The sequence below is a fragment of the Desulfovibrio mangrovi genome (assembly GCF_026230175.1).
Classification (GTDB): Bacteria; Desulfobacterota; Desulfovibrionia; order Desulfovibrionales; family Desulfovibrionaceae; genus Halodesulfovibrio; species Halodesulfovibrio mangrovi.
Map to the genome: position 1 here is coordinate 2,360,580 of NZ_CP104208.1, position 17,729 is coordinate 2,378,308.

Here is a 17,729-nt window from a genome sequence, read left to right on the forward strand (position 1 = left end):
TTGTAAACGGAACCGGCACGATCAGAGAAGACAGAAGAAGGGGGCGTTCCACCACTGCACCTTGTCAGTGGTGAGGCCGGATGCAGCGTACAACGACTTGCATTCCCCCTTATACCCCCAGAATTCCCCCCTGACGGACTGAGGAGCCATGAGCAGCTTAGGTGCCCGCTTCAAGGCGTCCACCCTGCGCAGGATATACGGGACAAGCGCCCGCCCGCGCACCATGGACCCGAAAGCGGGATGCATCGGCCCTGCCAGAATCTGATCCGTCACTCCCACATCGTGGGCAATGCCCATCCGGATAACGCGGATGCCATGCTTCCATGTCTGGCGCAGGGCCTCCGCGCAGGCATCAACGGCTGCCCCCAAAGACCATGGCGTATATTCGCCACGCTCGTACAAGCGGGCCAGGCCTGTTCCCTTGAATACAACACAAGGGTACAGCCGCATGAAGGCCGGTTCCAGCGAGCAGGCCAGAGCCACATCGTCACGGAACATGGCGGTCGTGTGACCGGGCAGACCGGGCAACAGCTGGATACCCAACGTCATGCCTGCGTCCTGCACGATGCGGCAGCCCTCAATGGCAACGTCCTTGGCATAGCCCCGCAGGCTTTTCGATAATACGGCATCGTCAAAGGTCTGTATGCCCAGTTCCACGGTGTCCAGCCCCAGAGCCTTGAGCCGTTCCAGCAAAGGCAGGCTGACGGCATCCGGCCTTGTGGAGCAACGCACGCCGCAGACCATCCCCTGCTCCCTGTACCGTGCGGCCAACAGCAGAAAACGCTCAATCCACTGCTCCGGCAGCGCCGTGAACGTCCCCCCGTAAAAGCCGAGTTCTACGGGACTTCCGCCACCTGCAAAACGTTTCTCGAGGTCCCGCTCAAACTGCTCGAACACAATGCCGAGCCCCTGTTCTGCATGCCCAGTCTGGGCCTGCTGGGCGCAATAAAGACACCGGTTCGGACAACCGGCAAAGGGCGTGAATACGGGCAGGATGCGCGGAGAGACATCGTGCGGAAGCGGTGGGGAAAAAATCATTCCACTGGAGATTGCCATATCGTATTAAACCACTATCATAGATGTAAAGACATCAGCATGTTACGTCATGGAACAGCACCCTCTATGCAAAGAGGCAACTACACCCGACAGCAACCGTGCGCACTTCAAGAATATTCCTGACGCACACTCTTCATAACACAGATTGCAAAGTAGGTGAATGGATACCGTAACCCTAAAGAATGATACAAAAAAAACTTGAATAACAGCACAAAGTTGTGTATATAAACAGCATATGATCCGTAATGGCGCGCAGAAAGGTCATTTTTCCTGTAACAAGCCACAAATCTTGGAAAAGTCTAGAATTTGGGAATGAATCTCAACAGAAAAGACGACTGCATATTCTGCAGCATCGCTCAGGGTATTTCTCCCTGTGCAGAAGTGTATTCGGATGACCTGGTCATGGCCTTTCTGGACATCGCTCCAGTCCAGAAGGGACACACCCTCGTCATCCCCAAGGCCCATTACAACGACATTTTCGAAGTTCCGCCGGAACTGGGGGCAGCGCTGATACGAGCCCAGAAGGCAGTGGGCAGCGCCATACTGGAAGCAACCAAGGCCGAAGGCCTGAACATATATATGAATAACCTTGCTGCAGCAGGACAGGTCGTATTCCATGCCCACTGGCATCTTATACCTCGTTTTTCTCACGACACCCTGCGCCTGTGGCCGCAGCATGCGTATTCAAATGCCGACGAGATGCTTGAACTGGCATCCAACATCAGAAAGCGTTTCGCTTAACCGTGTTTTCACCGGATAACCGGGAGGGAAATTATGAATAGCAAGACTTTGACCAAAGCCGACATCGTGGATTCCATCTACGAACAGACCGACCGCAACCGTGCGGAAGTGAAGAACATTGTCGAATCCCTGCTCGACATCATGAAGGGCTCCATCAAAAAGGACCATGCCCTTCTCATCAGCGGTTTCGGCAAATTCGAAGCCTATGACAAGAAAGCCCGCAAGGGACGCAACCCGCAGACTGACGAAACCATCACCCTGCCCCCCCGCAAGGTTGTGGTCTTCCGCCTGTCCCGCAAGTTCCGTTCCGAACTGAACGAAGATTAATCCGGCAAGCACGGGATAACGGGGCTTCCATCAGGCCCCCAAATGCTCCCGCCTTTTTCCGGTCGGAACAGTCAAAAGGCATAGCAGTCAAAAGGCTCCGCATCTGCGGAGCCTTTTACGTTTTCAGATCTGTAACCCAGCAAACCTTCTGGCTTATTTTTCCCCTGCAAAACCCATCAGTGCGCATTTCCACACTCACCCCGCCTGCCCACCTATGCAAACACCTGCACCAGACTGAGTCACACAACACAATATTGCAACAGCACACCAATTTGTGCACGTATCATCATTAATAATCATTTTTTTGATTATATCTGCATACAATCCTGAAAACCGCCCATTCTGCACAGTTCCGCAAAATCAGCACCCACCCGAGAATCCGCACTGTGCGCCATTACAATCCTCTCTGCGGACACCTTCCCCACGGCCAAACAAGAGTGCCACCACATGCATATGCGTCAACCATCAAAATCATGGAAGCATTAGCGTCATTCAATTAAAATTCGCTCTTTTTACGGCAAAATCATTCTTTTTGCTTGTCGAATAAAGCCGGACCATGCTTATACTGGAACAAATTGGAGCGTTACACCGAGGTACGCAGGTGGTCCGCAAGGGGTGCGTCCCTCGCCAACACATACTTTGAAGGAGAGCCCTATGATTATCGGTGTCCCGAAAGAAATTAAGACTCTTGAAAACCGTGTTGCCGCCACTCCCGGCGCTGTAGCATCTCTTGTCCGCCGTGGTCACACCGTTCTGGTTGAGCAGAATGCCGGTGTCGGCAGCGGCTGCACCGATGAGGAATACACTGCCGCAGGTGCCCAGCTGGTAGACGCTGCGACCGCGTGGTCCGCAGAAATGGTCTACAAGGTCAAGGAACCCATTGCTCCCGAATACAAGTATCTGCGCTCCGACCTCATTCTCTTCACCTACCTGCACCTCGCTGCAGACAAGCCTCAGACCGACGCCCTGCTTGCAGGCGGCACCACCGGTATCGCATATGAAACCGTCCAGCTGCCCAACGGTGCCCTGCCCCTGCTGACCCCCATGTCCGAAGTGGCAGGCCGCATGGCCACGCAGGAAGGTGCAAAGTTCCTTGAAAAGCCCATGGGCGGCCGCGGCGTTCTGCTCGGCGGCGTACCCGGTGTTCCTCCGGCAGAAGTCGTTGTCCTCGGCGGCGGCGTAGTCGGCCTTAACGCTGCAAAGATGGCCATGGGCCTCGGCGCCAGTGTAACCCTGCTGGACATCAACCACGGTCGACTGCAGTACATCGACGACGTGTTCGGCGGCCGCATCAAGACCATCACCTCCACCGAACCCAACATCCGTGAATGGGTGAAGAAGGCAGACCTCGTCATCGGCGCAGTGCTGATTCCCGGTGCCAAGGCTCCCCACCTCGTCACCCGCGACATGCTCTCCACCATGAAGGAAGGCTCGGTCATCGTCGACGTTGCCGTTGACCAGGGCGGCTGCGTGGAAACCATCAAGCCCACCACCCATGACCACCCCACCTACGTGGTGGACGGCGTGGTGCATTACGCCGTTGCCAACATGCCCGGCGCAGTTCCGCGCACTTCCACCTTTGCGCTGTGCAACCAGACTCTGCCCTACGCCATCGCACTGGCCGACAAGGGCATCGATGCGCTGCGTCAGGACCGCGCCCTTGCGCTCGGCCTCAACACCTACAAGGGCAAGCTCACCTGCCCCGCAGTGGGCGAAGCCTTCGGCATGCCCTCCATCACCCCCGAGCAGGCTCTGGCCTAACCTCGACCCCACAGTATCCAACAACAAGGGAGGCCGCATATGCGGCCTCCCTTTTATATTGACACCTGCCGTCTGCCCGAAAAGACATAGTCTACAGAACAGCAGAGTGATATCCGATTGTCACTTCCTCAGGTGCAGCCCGCCCGACGTGCCGACAGCACCGCCCGCCAGCTCACCTGCCATCGCCGCTTCCAGCAAAGGCGACAGCTTCCACCGGCATGGGAAAGACCAGATCGTATGCCCAGTTATACAGGTAGGCATAGGCAAGATAGAAAGTAACCAGCCCCACTTCAGCCATGAGCGCTTCCATGAAGTTCATGTCCAGCATGACCATGGCAAAGGGAATGGCCACGAAAAACAGGCCCAATTCAAAAACTACCGCATGAAATGCCCGCAACCACATGCCACGCGGCTGCAAAGGCCTTCCCGCACGAAGAAGGGCAATATCGAAACACCAATTGTACAAGGCGTTCCACCCCATGGCGATAAGGCACATGCCCACGGCGAAGGCCGCGGTCTGATCCATGTCTTTTTCAAGCAAAGCCGAAGCTACCGGGGTAACCAGTACAAGCGCTATGATTTCGAACAATATGGCATGACGCAATCTATCCAATCCTGAACGCATATTCGTTTCCTTATCGAGAGAGTAATCTTGAAGCCGGGTATTACAGGACGACTGTAGATAGAAAAAGTTGCTTTCCATCTCATAATCAGATAGATCGCCCACCATGCGATACAGCCTTGATCAACTTGAAACACTTGTCACGGTCGTCGAATGCGGGTCTTTTTCTGCAGCCTCACGACGACTTGGACGTGCCCAATCCGCCGTCAGCACCGCCATTGCAAATCTTGAAATTGACCTTGGCGTGACCATTTTCGACCGTTCAGGACACAAACCCGCACTCACCCCGCAGGGTGAATCCATCGTGCAGGAAGCCCGCAACACCATTGAAGCCTGCGACCGCCTCGGCAAGCTGGCCGGACGTCTGGCAGAGGGAGTAGAAAGCCGCGTCACGCTGGCCGCTGACGATCTCATCCCTGAAGACGTGGCAACGGCCGTGCTGGGCCACTTCGGCAACCACTGGCCGGATGTAGAGCTGGAAGTGCTCATGGGCGCGCTGGGCGATGTGGGGGAAATGGTAAGCACAGGCCGCGCTGATCTTGGCTATGTGGTTCCGCTGCATGCGCTGCCGGTCACAGCACCGGCCCGCTTTGTGGGCAACGTACGCTTTCTTCCCGTGGCGGCCCCGTCGCATCCGCTTGCGGGAAGGGGCAGCCTGACCAAGGAGGAAGTCTCCCGCCACAGGCAGATCATTGTTTCAAGCCGCAGTGGAGAACGCGTGCTGGATGAACGTGTGGCGTTGCGCCCATGGTGGTGCGACGGCAACTCCGCCATTCAGACGCTGGTCCGCAACGGAACGGGCTGGGCCTTTCTGCCCGAACACGCGATGCGGGAGGATCTGGAGGACAGGCGGCTCGTACCGCTCGATTTTGCATTCCACCCCAAGCCGCACTCCGTGCCCGCCTATATCATGTGGACCACAGCCCGCCATCTGGGCCCCGCAGCCCGCTGGTTGTGCGACTCGTTTGCGCAGGCCCTCTCCTCACGATGACCGCAGGAGCAAATGCCGGGCTACAGGGATCAGGTTCAGATAGTCATACCCTGACAGCATCTCTGAAGAGAAGCTCAGGAACTTTCGAGCGAGAGAATTCCCTGCACATAACCTCATTCCACGACGCCCCATGCGCATGCATTTTTGAACAAGGATTGCTGTAAAAATGCGCTGTTCGCGATACCAAAAGCATCATTTTCCGACCGCTCCAGCGCTGCGGAATCACGTTGCCGACAGGGGATTTGATTTGCGTTTACACCACTTTTCTGGCAATAATCGATCGATTTGATCAAGTGTGGGTTTTCTCATTAACAACGGTTCTCACATAATCCGAACACAATATGGAACCTGTGCAGACCGTTCAGAGGAGGTATTACCGTGAAACGTTTTCTTGCTGTTCTGACCGTTCTTATCTCTCTGGCCATGGTTTCCACCGCTTTTGCGGGCAAGCTGGTCGTTGCTCACGACACCAACTTCAAGCCTTTCGAATACAAGGAAGGCAACGAGTATGTCGGCTTTGACATCGACCTGTGGAAGGAAATCGCCAAGCGCCTCAATCTGGACTATGAATTCCAGCCCATGGATTTCAACGGCATCATCCCCGGCCTGCAGGCCGGCACCATTGACGCCGCCGTTGCCGGTATCACCATCAAGCCCGAACGTCAGGAAGTTGTGGATTTCTCCGACGGCTACTATGACTCCGGTCTTTCCCTGCTCGTAAAGTCCGACAGCACTGCAAAGGACATCAACGACCTGAAGAGCGCCATCATTTCCACCAAGCTGGCCACCTCCAGCGTGGACTTCGCCTACACCTTCGCCAAGAAGGAAAACGTGAAGCTCTACCCCAACAACGACGGCATGTTCATGGAACTGATGACCGGCGGTGCTGACGCCGTTATCTTCGACATGCCCGTTGTCATGGACTTCGCCAAGAAGTACGAAGGCCAGGTAAAGGTTGTTGGCCCCATCTATCAGGGTCAGGCCTACGGCATCGGCTTCCCCAAGGGTTCCAAGCTGGTTCCCCAGGTCAACAAGGCGCTGGCCGACATGAAGGCCGACGGCACCTACGAAACCCTGTACGTTAAGTGGTTCGGCTACAAGCCCGCCAAGTAGCGTATCCTTAGATATTCGTTCCGACTATTCCGTGCGCGGGGGCAGGCTTGCTCCCGCGCTCGTTCTCCGCAGCGCGCTTTTCCTGCTCCATTTTCTGTAATAAAGGCATACTTTCATGGCGTTTCAATTCAAAAGCGAAGTCATGTGGGAGACGCTGCCCCTGCTCACAGAGGGCATTGAGCTCACCATATATCTGACCGTCGTGGGCCTGATCTTCGGGTTCATCATCGGTGTTACCAGCGGACTTGCGCGCATATCGCGCAATCCTTTTCTCCGTAGCGTTTCCCTCGTCTATATCGAAATCATTCGAGGAACACCCATGGTTGTCCAGGCGCTGTTCCTCTATTTCGGCGTCCCGCTCGCAGCGGGCATCCGCATCGCCCCCGTCACGGCGGGCATCATCACCATCGCGGTCAACTCCGGCGCGTATATCGCGGAAATCGTCCGTGGCGCCATTCAGTCCATCGACGTGGGACAGAGCGAAGCCGGCCGTTCCATCGGCCTGACCCGCATGCAGACCATGCTCTACATCATCTGGCCGCAGGCGTTCAAACGCATGATTCCGCCGCTCGGCAACCAGTTCATCATCAGCCTGAAGGACACCTCCCTGCTCACCGTCATCGGCGTGGCCGAACTGACCCGTCAGGGACAGGAAATCGTGGCCGTGAACTTTCGCTCCTTCGAGGTCTATCTCACCATCGCCGTGGTCTACCTGTGCATGACCCTGTCCATTGCCAAGGTCCTGCGCATGTATGAGCGCAAACTGTCCAACCGCAGCCGCAGATAGGGAGAAAGACCATGACAGCTACCAAGAATGGCACGCCCATGATCGAAATCCGCGGCCTGCACAAGAAATTCGGCGATGTTGAAGTCATCAAGGGCATCGACCTTTCCATCCGACAGGGCGAAGTGGTCGTTATCCTCGGCCCCTCAGGGTCCGGAAAATCCACGGTGCTGCGCTGCATCAACAGGCTGGAGGAACTGTCCTCCGGCACCGTCATCGTAGACGGCTACGATCTTTACGACGCCAAGACCGACATCAACTACGTGCGCTCCGAGGCGGGCATGGTGTTCCAGCAGTTCAACCTGTTCCCCCACCTTTCCGTGCTGCAGAACGTGACCATCGGCCTGACCAAGGTGCGCAAGAAATCCAAGGCGGAGGCAGAGTCCATCGCCCTGAAGCTGCTGGAAAAGGTAGGCCTGCCCGACAAGGCAAACAGCTACCCCGACCAGCTTTCCGGCGGCCAGAAGCAGCGTGTGGCCATTGCCCGCTCTCTGGCCATGTCGCCCAAGGTGATTCTCTTCGACGAACCCACTTCCGCCCTCGACCCCGAACTGGTCGGCGAAGTGCTCGACGTCATGAAGAAGCTGGCCAACGAAGGTATGACCATGGTGGTGGTGACCCACGAAATGGGCTTTGCCCGCGAAGTGGCCGACCGCGTCATCTTCATTGATCAGGGCGTCATTCAGGAAGAAGGTTCCCCGGACGATTTCTTCTCCGCCCCCAAGAACCCGCGCCTGCGCGACTTCCTCGGCAAGGTTGTGGGCCATTAGCTCCCTTGTTCACCTGAGAATGCATAAGGCCGTATCCTGCACGATACGGCCTTTTCTTTTTTCACGTTGACACCAACTAGACGACTGGTCTAATAGCCATCCCCATGAGCGAAGAAACACGGCAGAGAATCATAGAAGCAGGCGCAGACCTCATCAACCGGCAAGGCTTCAACGGCACCGGACTGAAAGAGATTCTGGACGCTGCGGGCGTGCCCAAGGGCTCGTTCTACCACTATTTCAAAAGCAAGGAAGCCTTCGGCCTTGCCGTGGTGGATTACTTCGCTGCCAGATTCGGGAACATGTTCAGAGAGGTGGTTGCCGACACCAGCCTCAGCCCCCTGAGCCGCTTGAACACAATTCTCGCCATCGTGGAAGAACGTTTCGAAAAGCAGGAATGCAGACAGGGCTGCCCCATCGGCAATCTTGCGCAGGAAATGGGCGGTCTCTCCGATCAGTTTCAGGTGCATCTGCGTCAGGTCATAGACCGCATGGCTGCCGCTTTCGGCGATCTCATCCGTCAGGGACAGGAACAGGGAGAGGTGCGCCCCGATCTTGACCCGGTTGAGACGGCCTACTTCATCGTATCCAGTTGGCATGGCGCGCTCATCCGCATGAAGGTAACCCGCTCACTTGAGCCGCTCAAATTGTGCCACCGTTTTTTTGACGACCTGCTCCGCATCAGATGACCACACCGCATGGCCGTTTTAAAGCCATGCGGTTTTTTCTTGTCCACCCACTAGACGACCAGTCTACTATAAAGGAGTCAGCACATGTACAAGATCGCGTATGTCACCCCAGCCCAGGCCGAAACCGCTCCCGAATCCGTTCGCAAGGTATACGATGCATTCAAAGGCAAGGAGATTCCGGAACCTCTGCAACTGCTTTCCGCCAGCCCCGGCCTGCTCACCAACAAGTTCGAAAACATTCATTACTACATGTCCCACGAAACACTGAGCTTTCCGATGCTGGCCGCCATTCGGTACGCCGTGGCCCGAAGCTACAGCTACGAGTGCTGCACCGACTTCAACGATGACCTGCTCAAACGTTGCGGCATGACGCCTTCGGACATTGAGACCCTGTATGCCTATGCTGAAGGCAGCCGCACAGAGACCATGGACAGCGGTCTGGAGGACAGGGAACAGAAACTTGTCCGTTTCGTTATCAGTGCCGTACAGGATCCTAAATCGGTAACCGAAGATCAGATCGCCGCCCTCCGTACTGAAGGCTGGTCCGACAAGGATATCTTCGACGCCCTCTGTCACGGAGCCAACATGGTTTCCGCCTCCATCATAGACTCGGCATTCCGCACCCGATAATGCCCAGCGGGCGGCAACGCCCCCCCTTGCCTCCCAAACGTTGCCGCCCGCCACACCACTCACTATTCCGCACCAAAACACCCACCTGAAACACTACCACTTGCAAAGACAACAGTGAGCCGCTTGCCCATTCGTATAAAACTGCGTAGGTCTGCTTAAAAACCACCTTGATAAGGCTGGTCAGAAAAACAGGAGTTGTGCATAATGTGGTCGGACCACTCCATGGCCCGCGGGAAGACACCCGTGAAAACGTGACAGGCGTTCATACGGGCAGGGCGGAGGGGTCCATAACGGGGGGAAATAATCATGCATCGCATGCAGACTCAATCTGAAGAAATGCAGCAGACAAAGATTTACGAACAGGTAGTGGCCCGCATACGTGACCTCATTGATTCCGGCCAGATACGACCGGGCGACAAGCTACCCTCAGAACGCAATCTGGCAGAGATTTTCAAGGTATCCAGAAGCTCCCTGCGCGAGGCAATTCGCGCCCTGCAGGAAAGCGGGGTACTGGAAAGCCGCAGGGGAGACGGCACCTACGTCTCGCTGCCCCCCGGCAGCGACCTTCTTGCGCCGTTTGCGGAAGTAATGACCCAGCAGCGGGTTCGGCTGTGGCAGCTGTTCCAATTCCGGCTTGCCATTGAGCCGCAGATTGCCCGCCTCGCCGCGCAGGAACGGACAGAAGGACATCTTGAGGCCCTGCGTCACGTGCTGGAACTGCAGGAAAAGGAACTCGGCAACGGAGAAAAGACCGGATATGCCGATCTGCATTTCCATCAGCTCATCGCCATGGCCACCGGCAACCCGCTTTTTGTGGATGTGGTAACCCGTGCCGAATCCAAGCTGGCGGAGACCCGCAATGAGCCGTTGCAGAGCGAAGAGCGCCAGAAAGCCTCGCTCCAGTCGCACAGAGACATATTTACGACAATTATGCAGCGTGACGCTGATGCGGCCGAAGAGGCCATGCGCACCCACCTGCTGCTGGTAAGCAAACTGATATTCAGCGAAGCAAAATGACCGGAACCACGCACCCGATGCGTTCTTCCGGTGAAGCGATAACACAATCGGCCTGCGGGCCGCATAACGCTGTCCGCTGATCGGACAGTGTGCATTCATCAGGAGATGACCAACATGAAAGAAGTACGCGCCAACGCTCGGGAGCTCATGAAGGGCTACTGCCGCGTCTGTCCCGTCTGCAACGGCAAGGCCTGCGCCGGAGAAGTGCCCGGCATGGGCGGTCTTGGCACCGGCTCCTCCTTCGTAGCCAACGTGGAAGCGCTGACGGACTACAAGCTGCGCATGCGTCTCATCCATTCCGTATCCAACCCGGACCCCTCCACGGAGATTCTGGGTATGCCCCTTTCCATTCCCGTACTGGCAGCGCCCATCGGCGGCGTTTCCTTCAACATGGGCGGCAAGGTGACAGAAGAGGACTATATCACTTCCAAGCTGAAGGCCTGCGTGGCCAACGGCATTGTAGGCTGTACCGGTGACGGCGTTCCCCCCTTCATCCATGAATCCGGCTTCAATGCCATCAAGGCCGTGGACGGCAAGGGCATTCCCTTCATCAAGCCGTGGGAAGACGCCGAACTCTTCGCCAAGCTGGACAAGGCCGCAGAAACCGGCTGTTCTGTCTTCGGCATGGACATTGACGCCGCCGGCCTCATCACCCTTGCCAAGATGGGACGCCCCGTTTCGCCCAAGTCTCCGGCAAAGCTCAAGGAAATCATCAACCATGTGCCCGGCAAGTTCATCCTCAAGGGCATCATGTGCGTAGATGACGCCAAGGCCGCAGTGGATACCGGTGCAGCCGCCATCGTGGTTTCCAACCACGGCGGTCGCGTGCTCGACCAGACTCCTGGCACCGCGCATGTGCTCTTCGACATCGCCGAAGCCGTGGGCAAGGACATCACCATTCTCGTGGACGGCGGCATCCGCTCCGGTGCCGACGTGCTGAAGATGATCGCACTGGGTGCGGACGCCGTGATGATCGGCCGTCCCTTCTCCATCGCGACCGTAGGTGGCCTTGAGCAAGGCGCGGGCAAGTACATCCAGCAGATTCAGAGCGAGCTTGTTTCCGCCATGGTGCTCACCGGCTGCAAGAGCCTTGCGGACATCACCCCCGAGATTCTGACAGACGTACTAGGCCAGTAGGCCAAGTGCGACGCATATTCGATCAGGCGTACTTGGCCAGTAGGCCGAGTACGACACAAATTCGATCAGACGTGATTGGCCAATAGGACAAGTACGACGTAAATTCGACCAGACGTGGTTGGCCAGCAGGCCAACCACGGCGTAAACCCGATCTGACGTGCTTGGCCAGTAGGCCAATTACAGTGTAAGCCTGATCAGGCGTGCTTGCCCAGTAGGCCAGCACCCCAACACACTACGCAACAATGAAGAAGGCCGCCCCATTCGGGCGGCCTTCACTGTTCTCATCTCAAAGAAATCCTGCCGTTCGCCGCATACGCGCCCCACAAGGACGCCAAGCATACCCTCGTTGCCAAACGGCCAGCCCCGCTTACGCGTGGGCAATCAGCTGCATCTGCTGCTCTTCGGCATACACGTCGTCAGCGCGTATCACCTGCAAACGAAACTTGGTAACTCCGGGGGTGCAACGGGGGCACCCATGGGTCAGGATCATGCATGAGGAGTCCAGTTCCGCGCGGACGATATCCACGCCCTCCAGGATTTCCGAGGTACGCCCCTTGTTCCACAGGACAGGACGACCGCAGTGTTTGCATTCTACATACATCAGGTCCGGATCGAATCCGGAGACATCGGGGTGAAAATGGAATCTGTGCAGTTCATTGATCGGCTGATGCATGGCACACCTCCTTTCCGGACTGGCGTACACGTTACCCTTGCGGGATTTGCCATCCCCCCCTGCAACATCAACTTCGTAACAGAAGGTTCATGGCGGGGCCGAAACAACGCCTTCTCACCAGATGGAGCACTATCAGCGCCGAAAGGGCTGTTGCAGCGACTATCATGATCATAACCACTATCTGGTAGCGCACTGCGTCCGCCGGGTCTGCCCCGGCCAAAATCTGCCCTGTCATCATTCCGGGAATGGACACGATGCCCACACCCATCATTGAATTGATCGACGGGATCATGCCCGCCTTAAGGGCGTTTCGGAACATTTCCTTGCTGGCTTCACGGAAGTCCGCACCGAGACACAACATCATCTCGACCTGATCCTTCCTGCTCCGCAGTTCCGAAAAAAACCGTTCAAGACCGATTGCCAAAGCGTTCATGGAATTGCCCGCCACCATTCCCCCGATGGGAATGAAGTATTGGGGGGTCCACCACGGTTTCGCACCGATGATCACACCGGTCACAATGAAGGTTATGAGGGTATAGCTTACCATTACTGATACCATGGTAGGTGCGTAATAGTCTATGCTCTTTTCTTTCACCCGCCCTTTTATAATGCGGACGGAAAACCAGGTCATGACAAGATACACGGCCATGACAAGCAGCGCATTATGCAAATTGAATATGATCTTGAGCAGATACCCCATGGCGAACAACTGGGCAAAGGTGCGGAAGGTACCTATGGCAAGGTCCTTCTGCAACCGCAGTTCGTAAACCACCGAGGCCCCGCCCGCTATGGCGACCAGCACCAGTGCCATGCCCAGCTGCCACAGGGAAATCTGGATATAGCCCCCGTTCATGCCGTCACCTCCGCCGCAAGATCACAGAAGGCAAGCCGCCCCTCACGCACCATGACGCCGGTATGCGCCACCTGCGGACGGTAATCCGAATGCGTCACCATGATGATGGTCATGCCTTCCCTGTTGAGTGTTTCCGTCAACTCCTCCACAATCCGCCTGCTCTCGCGGTCAAGGGCACTGGTCGGCTCATCCATGAGCAGCAGCTCCGGCCTGAGAAGCAGAGAGCGGATAATGCACAGCCGCTGCTTCTGCCCTACGGAAAGCGCCGTAGCGGCATCGTCCAGCCTCACGCCGTCGAGCGCCACCCGCTGCAACCAGCTGTTCAGTTCCTCGTCGGCAGGCACCGGTTCCTCCTTGTTCACGGCAAAGGAGTATGGCAACAGCAGGTTTTCCCGCACGGAGCCTTCCATGACCACCGGCGTCTGCTGTATATAGCCGATACGCCGCCTGAGCCGGGGCGGTTCGTAGTCCGCCAACGGCTGCCCCGCAAAACGGATGGATCCGGAATCCGGCTCCTCCAGCCGCGCCGCCAGTCTGAGCAGCGTGGACTTGCCGGAACCCGAAGGACCGGCGACCAGTACAAGTGCTCCCCGGGGCACGGCAAGCCTGACATCATGCAGTCCCTTGCCCCCCGGCCAAGTATATGAGACGGTATCGAAATCGATTATTGTTTCCATAATTACATTATATGCATGTACCGCCTCGCTGTCATGACGATTCGCAGGCGATTATAACGAATATACCATGACTACAGCCCATACCACGTCCGCTGCTCCCGCTCCTTCCGAACGCCGCCAGATCAGGGCGCTGCCTCCTGAACTGAAGAACCAGATTGCCGCTGGCGAGGTGGTTGAACGCCCCGCCTCCGTCATCAAGGAGCTGGTCGAGAACAGCATGGACGCCGGCGCCACGCACATCGACGTAACCATCGAAGACGGCGGCCAGACCCTGATCATGGTCCGCGACAACGGCTCCGGCATTCCGCAGGATGAACTGGAACTGGCCGTCACCCGCCACGCCACCAGCAAGGTCTACAATCTGGATGAGTTGATGCGCATTGGCAGCTACGGCTTCCGCGGCGAGGCCCTGCCCTCCATTGCCTCGGTCTCCAGCTTCCGCATCACCTCCGCTCCGGACTCTGGCACCGCCGGTGTTCCTTCCGACGCCTACCAGATTTCGGTACTGCACGGCGTGGTGCAGGAACAGGGACCAGCAGCCCTGCACCGCGGCACGCTGGTGGAAATTCGCAACCTCTTCGGCAACGTGCCCGCGCGCCTCAAGTTCCTCAAAACCCAGAGCACGGAAGCCAAGCGATGTCAGGACCTGCTGGCCCGCCTTGCCCTTGCGCGACCGGACGTAGGGATCACCTTTTCCATCGGCAAACGCGAAGTCTGGCGTTTCCCTGCCAATCAGACGTTGCGCGACCGCCTTGCCGTGCTGTGGCCCCCCGCTATCACTGACGAAATGCTGGCCTTCGACCACATCCGGCAGGGCTACAGGGCATATGGTCTGACAGGGCACCCCCAGAAGGCCCAGCCCCGCCCCGACCGCATGCTGTTCTGGGTGAACGGCCGCGCCGTGAATGACAGGCTCATGATGCGCGCCACCCGCGACGCATACAAAGGCCGCCTGCTCAGCAAGGAATATCCGCAGGTGGCCCTGTTCCTCGAACTTGATCCCGAATGGGTGGATGCCAACGTGCACCCCGCCAAGAACGAGGTCCGTTTCCGGGACGAAAACGCCGTGTACATGGCCGTGCGCCGCGCCGTGGAACAAGCGCTGGAAAGCCTGACCACACTGGAGCAGGTGGAGGCAGGACAGGATCCCTTCACATCCGCAGCGCCGAAGGACATGGGCACGCCCCGTGCGGACTCCGGCAGGCCCGCTCCCGCGACCAAACCATTAGGCTTCTGGGGCAGCATGGATGACCGTTCCGTCATGCCGCAACGCCATCACGCGCCCGTCCCCGCGCCCACCTCTGCGGACACCGGCTTTGTCCAGACGCCCGGCGTGCGCAGGGACATGGCCCCGGCCGCCATGCCGGTTCATGAACCTGATGCCTTCTCTGCAGTTCCGCAGCCCCCCCGGGGGACGACTGCCGCGATGCCCCGCAATACGGATGAGGCCGAAGCCACTCCCACGCCGGACACCACAGGTGCCTTCAGGACGACCGAGCCTGCGCCCCCTGCCCCGTCCGCGTACGCGCCCTCAACGGTGACGCAAGAACCAGCCGCGACTTCCGTTGAAATTGAAACAGGCTTGCAGGCTACCAGCGCTTTCATGGCGCAGGCAGCACAGGACGCCATGCCTGAAGAGACCACCAGCGACAGCACAGAGACTTTCGGCACGGACAATTTCAGCGAAGGCGATACCGCCGTACGCATCGGCGACCTGACCTACATGGGCCAGATCGGCGATACATACCTCGTGGTACGTCAGGGGCGTGACAAACTGGTGCTGCTGGACCAGCACGCCGTGCACGAACGCATCCTGTACCAGCGCATCATGCGTGATGCCTCGCAGGGGCTTTCGCAACTGCTGGCCATTCCCATGAGCCTGCCTCTGCATGCGACGGAATCCACACGATTGCAGGAACTGTGGACGGAGCTTGGTGAAATGGGTTTTTCGCTGCAGACGGAAGGCAGCGGCTCGCTGCGGGTCAAGGGCATACCAGCCTCTCTCAGCCAATCCGAAGCCCGCGATTTTCTACGCGAGATTCTCTCAGGCCAAGTTCAGTCCATGGAAGACATGTGGGCTCTCATGGCCTGCAAGAGCGCCATCAAGGCACGTCAGAAGCTGACGCCGGACGAAGCAGCCGGACTCATTGCCCAGTGGCTCAAAACGCCGGACCGCACCTATTGCCCGCACGGCAGACCAGCCGTAGTGCAATTTGATATCGACGCCTTGGAAAAACTGTTCAAGCGCAAGGGATAGGCTCTTCCGCCGCCCGCGTTAGATTATCAACGTAATCAGGCCCGGACGATTGGCGAACAGACCCTCTTGTGCTAGTGTGTCAATGCAACCCGCGCATAATGCGGCACTCTTAGCGCAGCAACGAGGCATTCATGCAGTCCGATACGCAAGGCTCATCACTCCCAACCCCGCGAGCAGCCGTCTCCCACAGCATTCTGACTGTTGAAGACGATCCGGTCGTCCGCGACTCCATCGCCTATTGGCTGGAAGACGCCGGATTCAGCGTGCTGCAGACCGACAACGGGCTTACGGGCTTGCAGATTTTCCGCGATGAAAAGCCGGATGTGGTATTGCTGGACCTCGGCATTCCCGGCATTGAAGGCAACAAGCTGCTTGAGATGATCACGGGCGAATCGCCCAACACCCCAGTCATCATCGTTTCAGGCCGTGCCGAGATAGACGATGCCATTGCCGCCTTCAAGGCAGGGGCGTGGGACTACATCACCAAGCCCATCGTCAACATGGACATGTTGGAAAAGACGGTGCGCAACTGTCTGGAACTGAAGTCCCTGAAAGAACGCGTGACCATTGCGGAAAGCCGCTACTACAATCTGGTGCAGAGTCTGCCGGTTGTGGTCTTTGCCCTGAACGGCAAGCTGGAACTCGAGTTCATGAACACAACCAGCACATCGGTTCTCGGCTATCCGCCGGAGATTGCCCTTTCCGAACCGGGCTGGCTGCTGGCCAACGTGCACGATTCGGAACGTCACGCCGTGGCGAATGCCTTTGTCAACGCCTTCGCCAACCCCAACACCCCGTTCTTTCTGGAATTTCAGTTCAAGCACAAGAACGGCTATCCCGTGCAGGTACAGGCCAAGTCCATCAACATCATCCCCCCAAACGATACGACGGGATCCACCGGCCGTATGGAAGGCGTGCTTTCTGACGTGACCGAGCGTGCCTTTCTGGACAAGATGCTGGTGCAGCGCGCCAAGCTGAACACGCTTGGTGCCATGGCCGATGAAATCGCCCACGAATTCCGCAACCCCATTTTCGCCCTTGGCGGCTTTGCGCGGCGCCTGCAAACCAAACATCCCGACATTACCGAAACAGAAATCATCCTGCAGGAAGCGACACGTCTTGAGCAACTGCTCGACAGGGTGAAGGAGTACCTCAAGCCCGTCACAGTGAATGTGGCGGAATGCTCCCTGAACGGGATTCTGCAATTCTGCGCCGAGATCATGCGCCCCAAGCTGGCGCGGGATCGCATCGTGCCGCAGATGGACCTGTGCACAGATCTTTCGCCGCTGCTTTCCGACCACGATCTGCTCACCCAGATAGGCATAAACCTCATCACAAACGCGGCGCTGCAGATGGCGGCAGGTGAAACCATCACCCTGCGCAGCTTCGAAACTCCGGGCCAGCAGCATCTAACCGTCTGTGCACCGCTGCACACCAACATCTCACTGGACCGCGAACAGATGCTCATGCCCTTTGAAGAAGCAGGTCCCTCCCGCGGCATTGCCGTTGCCTACCGTCTTGCCAAGGATGTGGGCGGCCTGCTCGGCGTGGAGCAGGAAAACGGTGTGCTCACCCTGAAGCTCAGCCTGCCCCTGCAGCAATAGCCCGACTCTTTCCCGACTAAAAAAGGCCGT

General features: G+C 57.6%; 18 protein-coding genes. 13 read left to right on the top strand and 5 right to left on the bottom strand.

From position 1 onward, the window contains the following. Nucleotides 1-21: 21 nt before the first annotated feature. Nucleotides 22-1,038: an elongator complex protein 3 gene (locus N1030_RS10790; protein WP_265825491.1), complete on the bottom strand. Its 1,017-nt coding sequence runs from the start codon at nt 1,036-1,038 to the stop codon at nt 22-24. A 330-nt stretch (nt 1,039-1,368) separates the two neighbouring features. Here N1030_RS10790 and N1030_RS10795 point away from each other — a divergent pair, with 330 nt between their 5' ends. The 3 genes from N1030_RS10795 to ald all read left to right on the top strand — a co-directional run bounded on the left by N1030_RS10795 (nt 1,369) and on the right by ald (nt 3,885). Next, nucleotides 1,369-1,797, top strand: coding sequence for an HIT family protein (locus N1030_RS10795; protein WP_265825492.1), 429 nt, complete (start codon nt 1,369-1,371; stop codon nt 1,795-1,797). A gap of 33 nt (nt 1,798-1,830) precedes the next feature. Further along, nucleotides 1,831-2,124: an integration host factor subunit alpha gene (locus N1030_RS10800; protein ID WP_265825493.1), complete on the top strand. Its 294-nt coding sequence runs from the start codon at nt 1,831-1,833 to the stop codon at nt 2,122-2,124. Nucleotides 2,125-2,778: 654 nt separating this feature from the next. After that, complete coding sequence (ald, locus tag N1030_RS10805) at nt 2,779-3,885, top strand: alanine dehydrogenase (RefSeq protein ID WP_265825494.1); 1,107 nt, start codon at nt 2,779-2,781, stop codon at nt 3,883-3,885. A gap of 172 nt (nt 3,886-4,057) precedes the next feature. Here the strand turns inward: ald and N1030_RS10810 are convergent, their stop codons facing one another. Continuing rightward, nucleotides 4,058-4,510, bottom strand: coding sequence for a PACE efflux transporter (locus tag N1030_RS10810; protein WP_265825495.1), 453 nt, complete (start codon nt 4,508-4,510; stop codon nt 4,058-4,060). Nucleotides 4,511-4,613: 103 nt separating this feature from the next. Here N1030_RS10810 and N1030_RS10815 point away from each other — a divergent pair, with 103 nt between their 5' ends. The 8 genes from N1030_RS10815 (at nt 4,614) to N1030_RS10850 (ending at nt 11,635) form a co-directional block, all read left to right on the top strand. Then, nucleotides 4,614-5,498, top strand: coding sequence for a LysR family transcriptional regulator (locus N1030_RS10815; protein WP_265825496.1), 885 nt, complete (start codon nt 4,614-4,616; stop codon nt 5,496-5,498). Nucleotides 5,499-5,876: 378 nt separating this feature from the next. Continuing rightward, entirely contained in the window at nt 5,877-6,611 is a 735-nt protein-coding gene (locus N1030_RS10820; RefSeq protein ID WP_265825497.1) for a transporter substrate-binding domain-containing protein, read from the top strand. Nucleotides 6,612-6,726: 115 nt separating this feature from the next. Beyond that, on the top strand, nt 6,727-7,398 hold the full coding sequence (locus N1030_RS10825; RefSeq protein WP_265825498.1) for an amino acid ABC transporter permease: 672 nt from the start codon (nt 6,727-6,729) through the stop codon (nt 7,396-7,398). A gap of 38 nt (nt 7,399-7,436) precedes the next feature. Continuing rightward, nucleotides 7,437-8,165 carry an amino acid ABC transporter ATP-binding protein gene (locus tag N1030_RS10830; RefSeq protein WP_265829051.1) on the top strand — a complete coding sequence of 243 codons (729 nt, stop codon included), beginning with the start codon at nt 7,437-7,439 and terminating at the stop codon, nt 8,163-8,165. Between the two features lie 104 nt (nt 8,166-8,269). After that, nucleotides 8,270-8,851, top strand: a complete 582-nt coding sequence (locus tag N1030_RS10835) for a TetR/AcrR family transcriptional regulator (protein ID WP_265825499.1) — start codon at nt 8,270-8,272, stop codon at nt 8,849-8,851. Between the two features lie 84 nt (nt 8,852-8,935). Next, complete coding sequence (locus N1030_RS10840) at nt 8,936-9,481, top strand: carboxymuconolactone decarboxylase family protein (RefSeq protein ID WP_265825500.1); 546 nt, start codon at nt 8,936-8,938, stop codon at nt 9,479-9,481. 306 nt (nt 9,482-9,787) lie between these two features. Then, a complete protein-coding gene (locus tag N1030_RS10845; RefSeq protein ID WP_265825501.1) occupies nt 9,788-10,498 on the top strand; it encodes a FadR/GntR family transcriptional regulator in 711 nt (236 codons plus the stop codon). Between the two features lie 114 nt (nt 10,499-10,612). Then, nucleotides 10,613-11,635, top strand: a complete 1,023-nt coding sequence (locus N1030_RS10850; protein WP_265825502.1) for an alpha-hydroxy-acid oxidizing protein — start codon at nt 10,613-10,615, stop codon at nt 11,633-11,635. Between the two features lie 367 nt (nt 11,636-12,002). On the opposite strand, the gene N1030_RS10855 is transcribed toward N1030_RS10850, so the two are convergent. The 3 genes from N1030_RS10855 to N1030_RS10865 all read right to left on the bottom strand — a co-directional run bounded on the left by N1030_RS10855 (nt 12,003) and on the right by N1030_RS10865 (nt 13,838). Then, nucleotides 12,003-12,308, bottom strand: a complete 306-nt coding sequence (locus N1030_RS10855) for a hypothetical protein (RefSeq protein WP_265825503.1) — start codon at nt 12,306-12,308, stop codon at nt 12,003-12,005. Nucleotides 12,309-12,375: 67 nt separating this feature from the next. After that, nucleotides 12,376-13,161, bottom strand: a complete 786-nt coding sequence (locus N1030_RS10860; RefSeq protein WP_265825504.1) for an ABC transporter permease — start codon at nt 13,159-13,161, stop codon at nt 12,376-12,378. After that, nucleotides 13,158-13,838 (bottom strand): ABC transporter ATP-binding protein, encoded by a 681-nt coding sequence (locus tag N1030_RS10865; RefSeq protein WP_265825505.1) that lies wholly within the window; start codon nt 13,836-13,838, stop codon nt 13,158-13,160. The genes N1030_RS10860 and N1030_RS10865 overlap by 4 nt, the downstream gene beginning before the upstream one ends. Nucleotides 13,839-13,905: 67 nt before the next feature. On the opposite strand from N1030_RS10865, the gene mutL reads away from it, so the two are divergent. Together mutL and N1030_RS10875 are read left to right on the top strand one after the other, a co-directional pair. Further along, entirely contained in the window at nt 13,906-16,095 is a 2,190-nt protein-coding gene (gene mutL, locus N1030_RS10870) for a DNA mismatch repair endonuclease MutL (RefSeq protein ID WP_265825506.1), read from the top strand. A 131-nt stretch (nt 16,096-16,226) separates the two neighbouring features. Continuing rightward, complete coding sequence (locus tag N1030_RS10875; protein WP_265825507.1) at nt 16,227-17,699, top strand: response regulator; 1,473 nt, start codon at nt 16,227-16,229, stop codon at nt 17,697-17,699. The last annotated feature ends 30 nt before the right edge of the window (nt 17,700-17,729 follow it).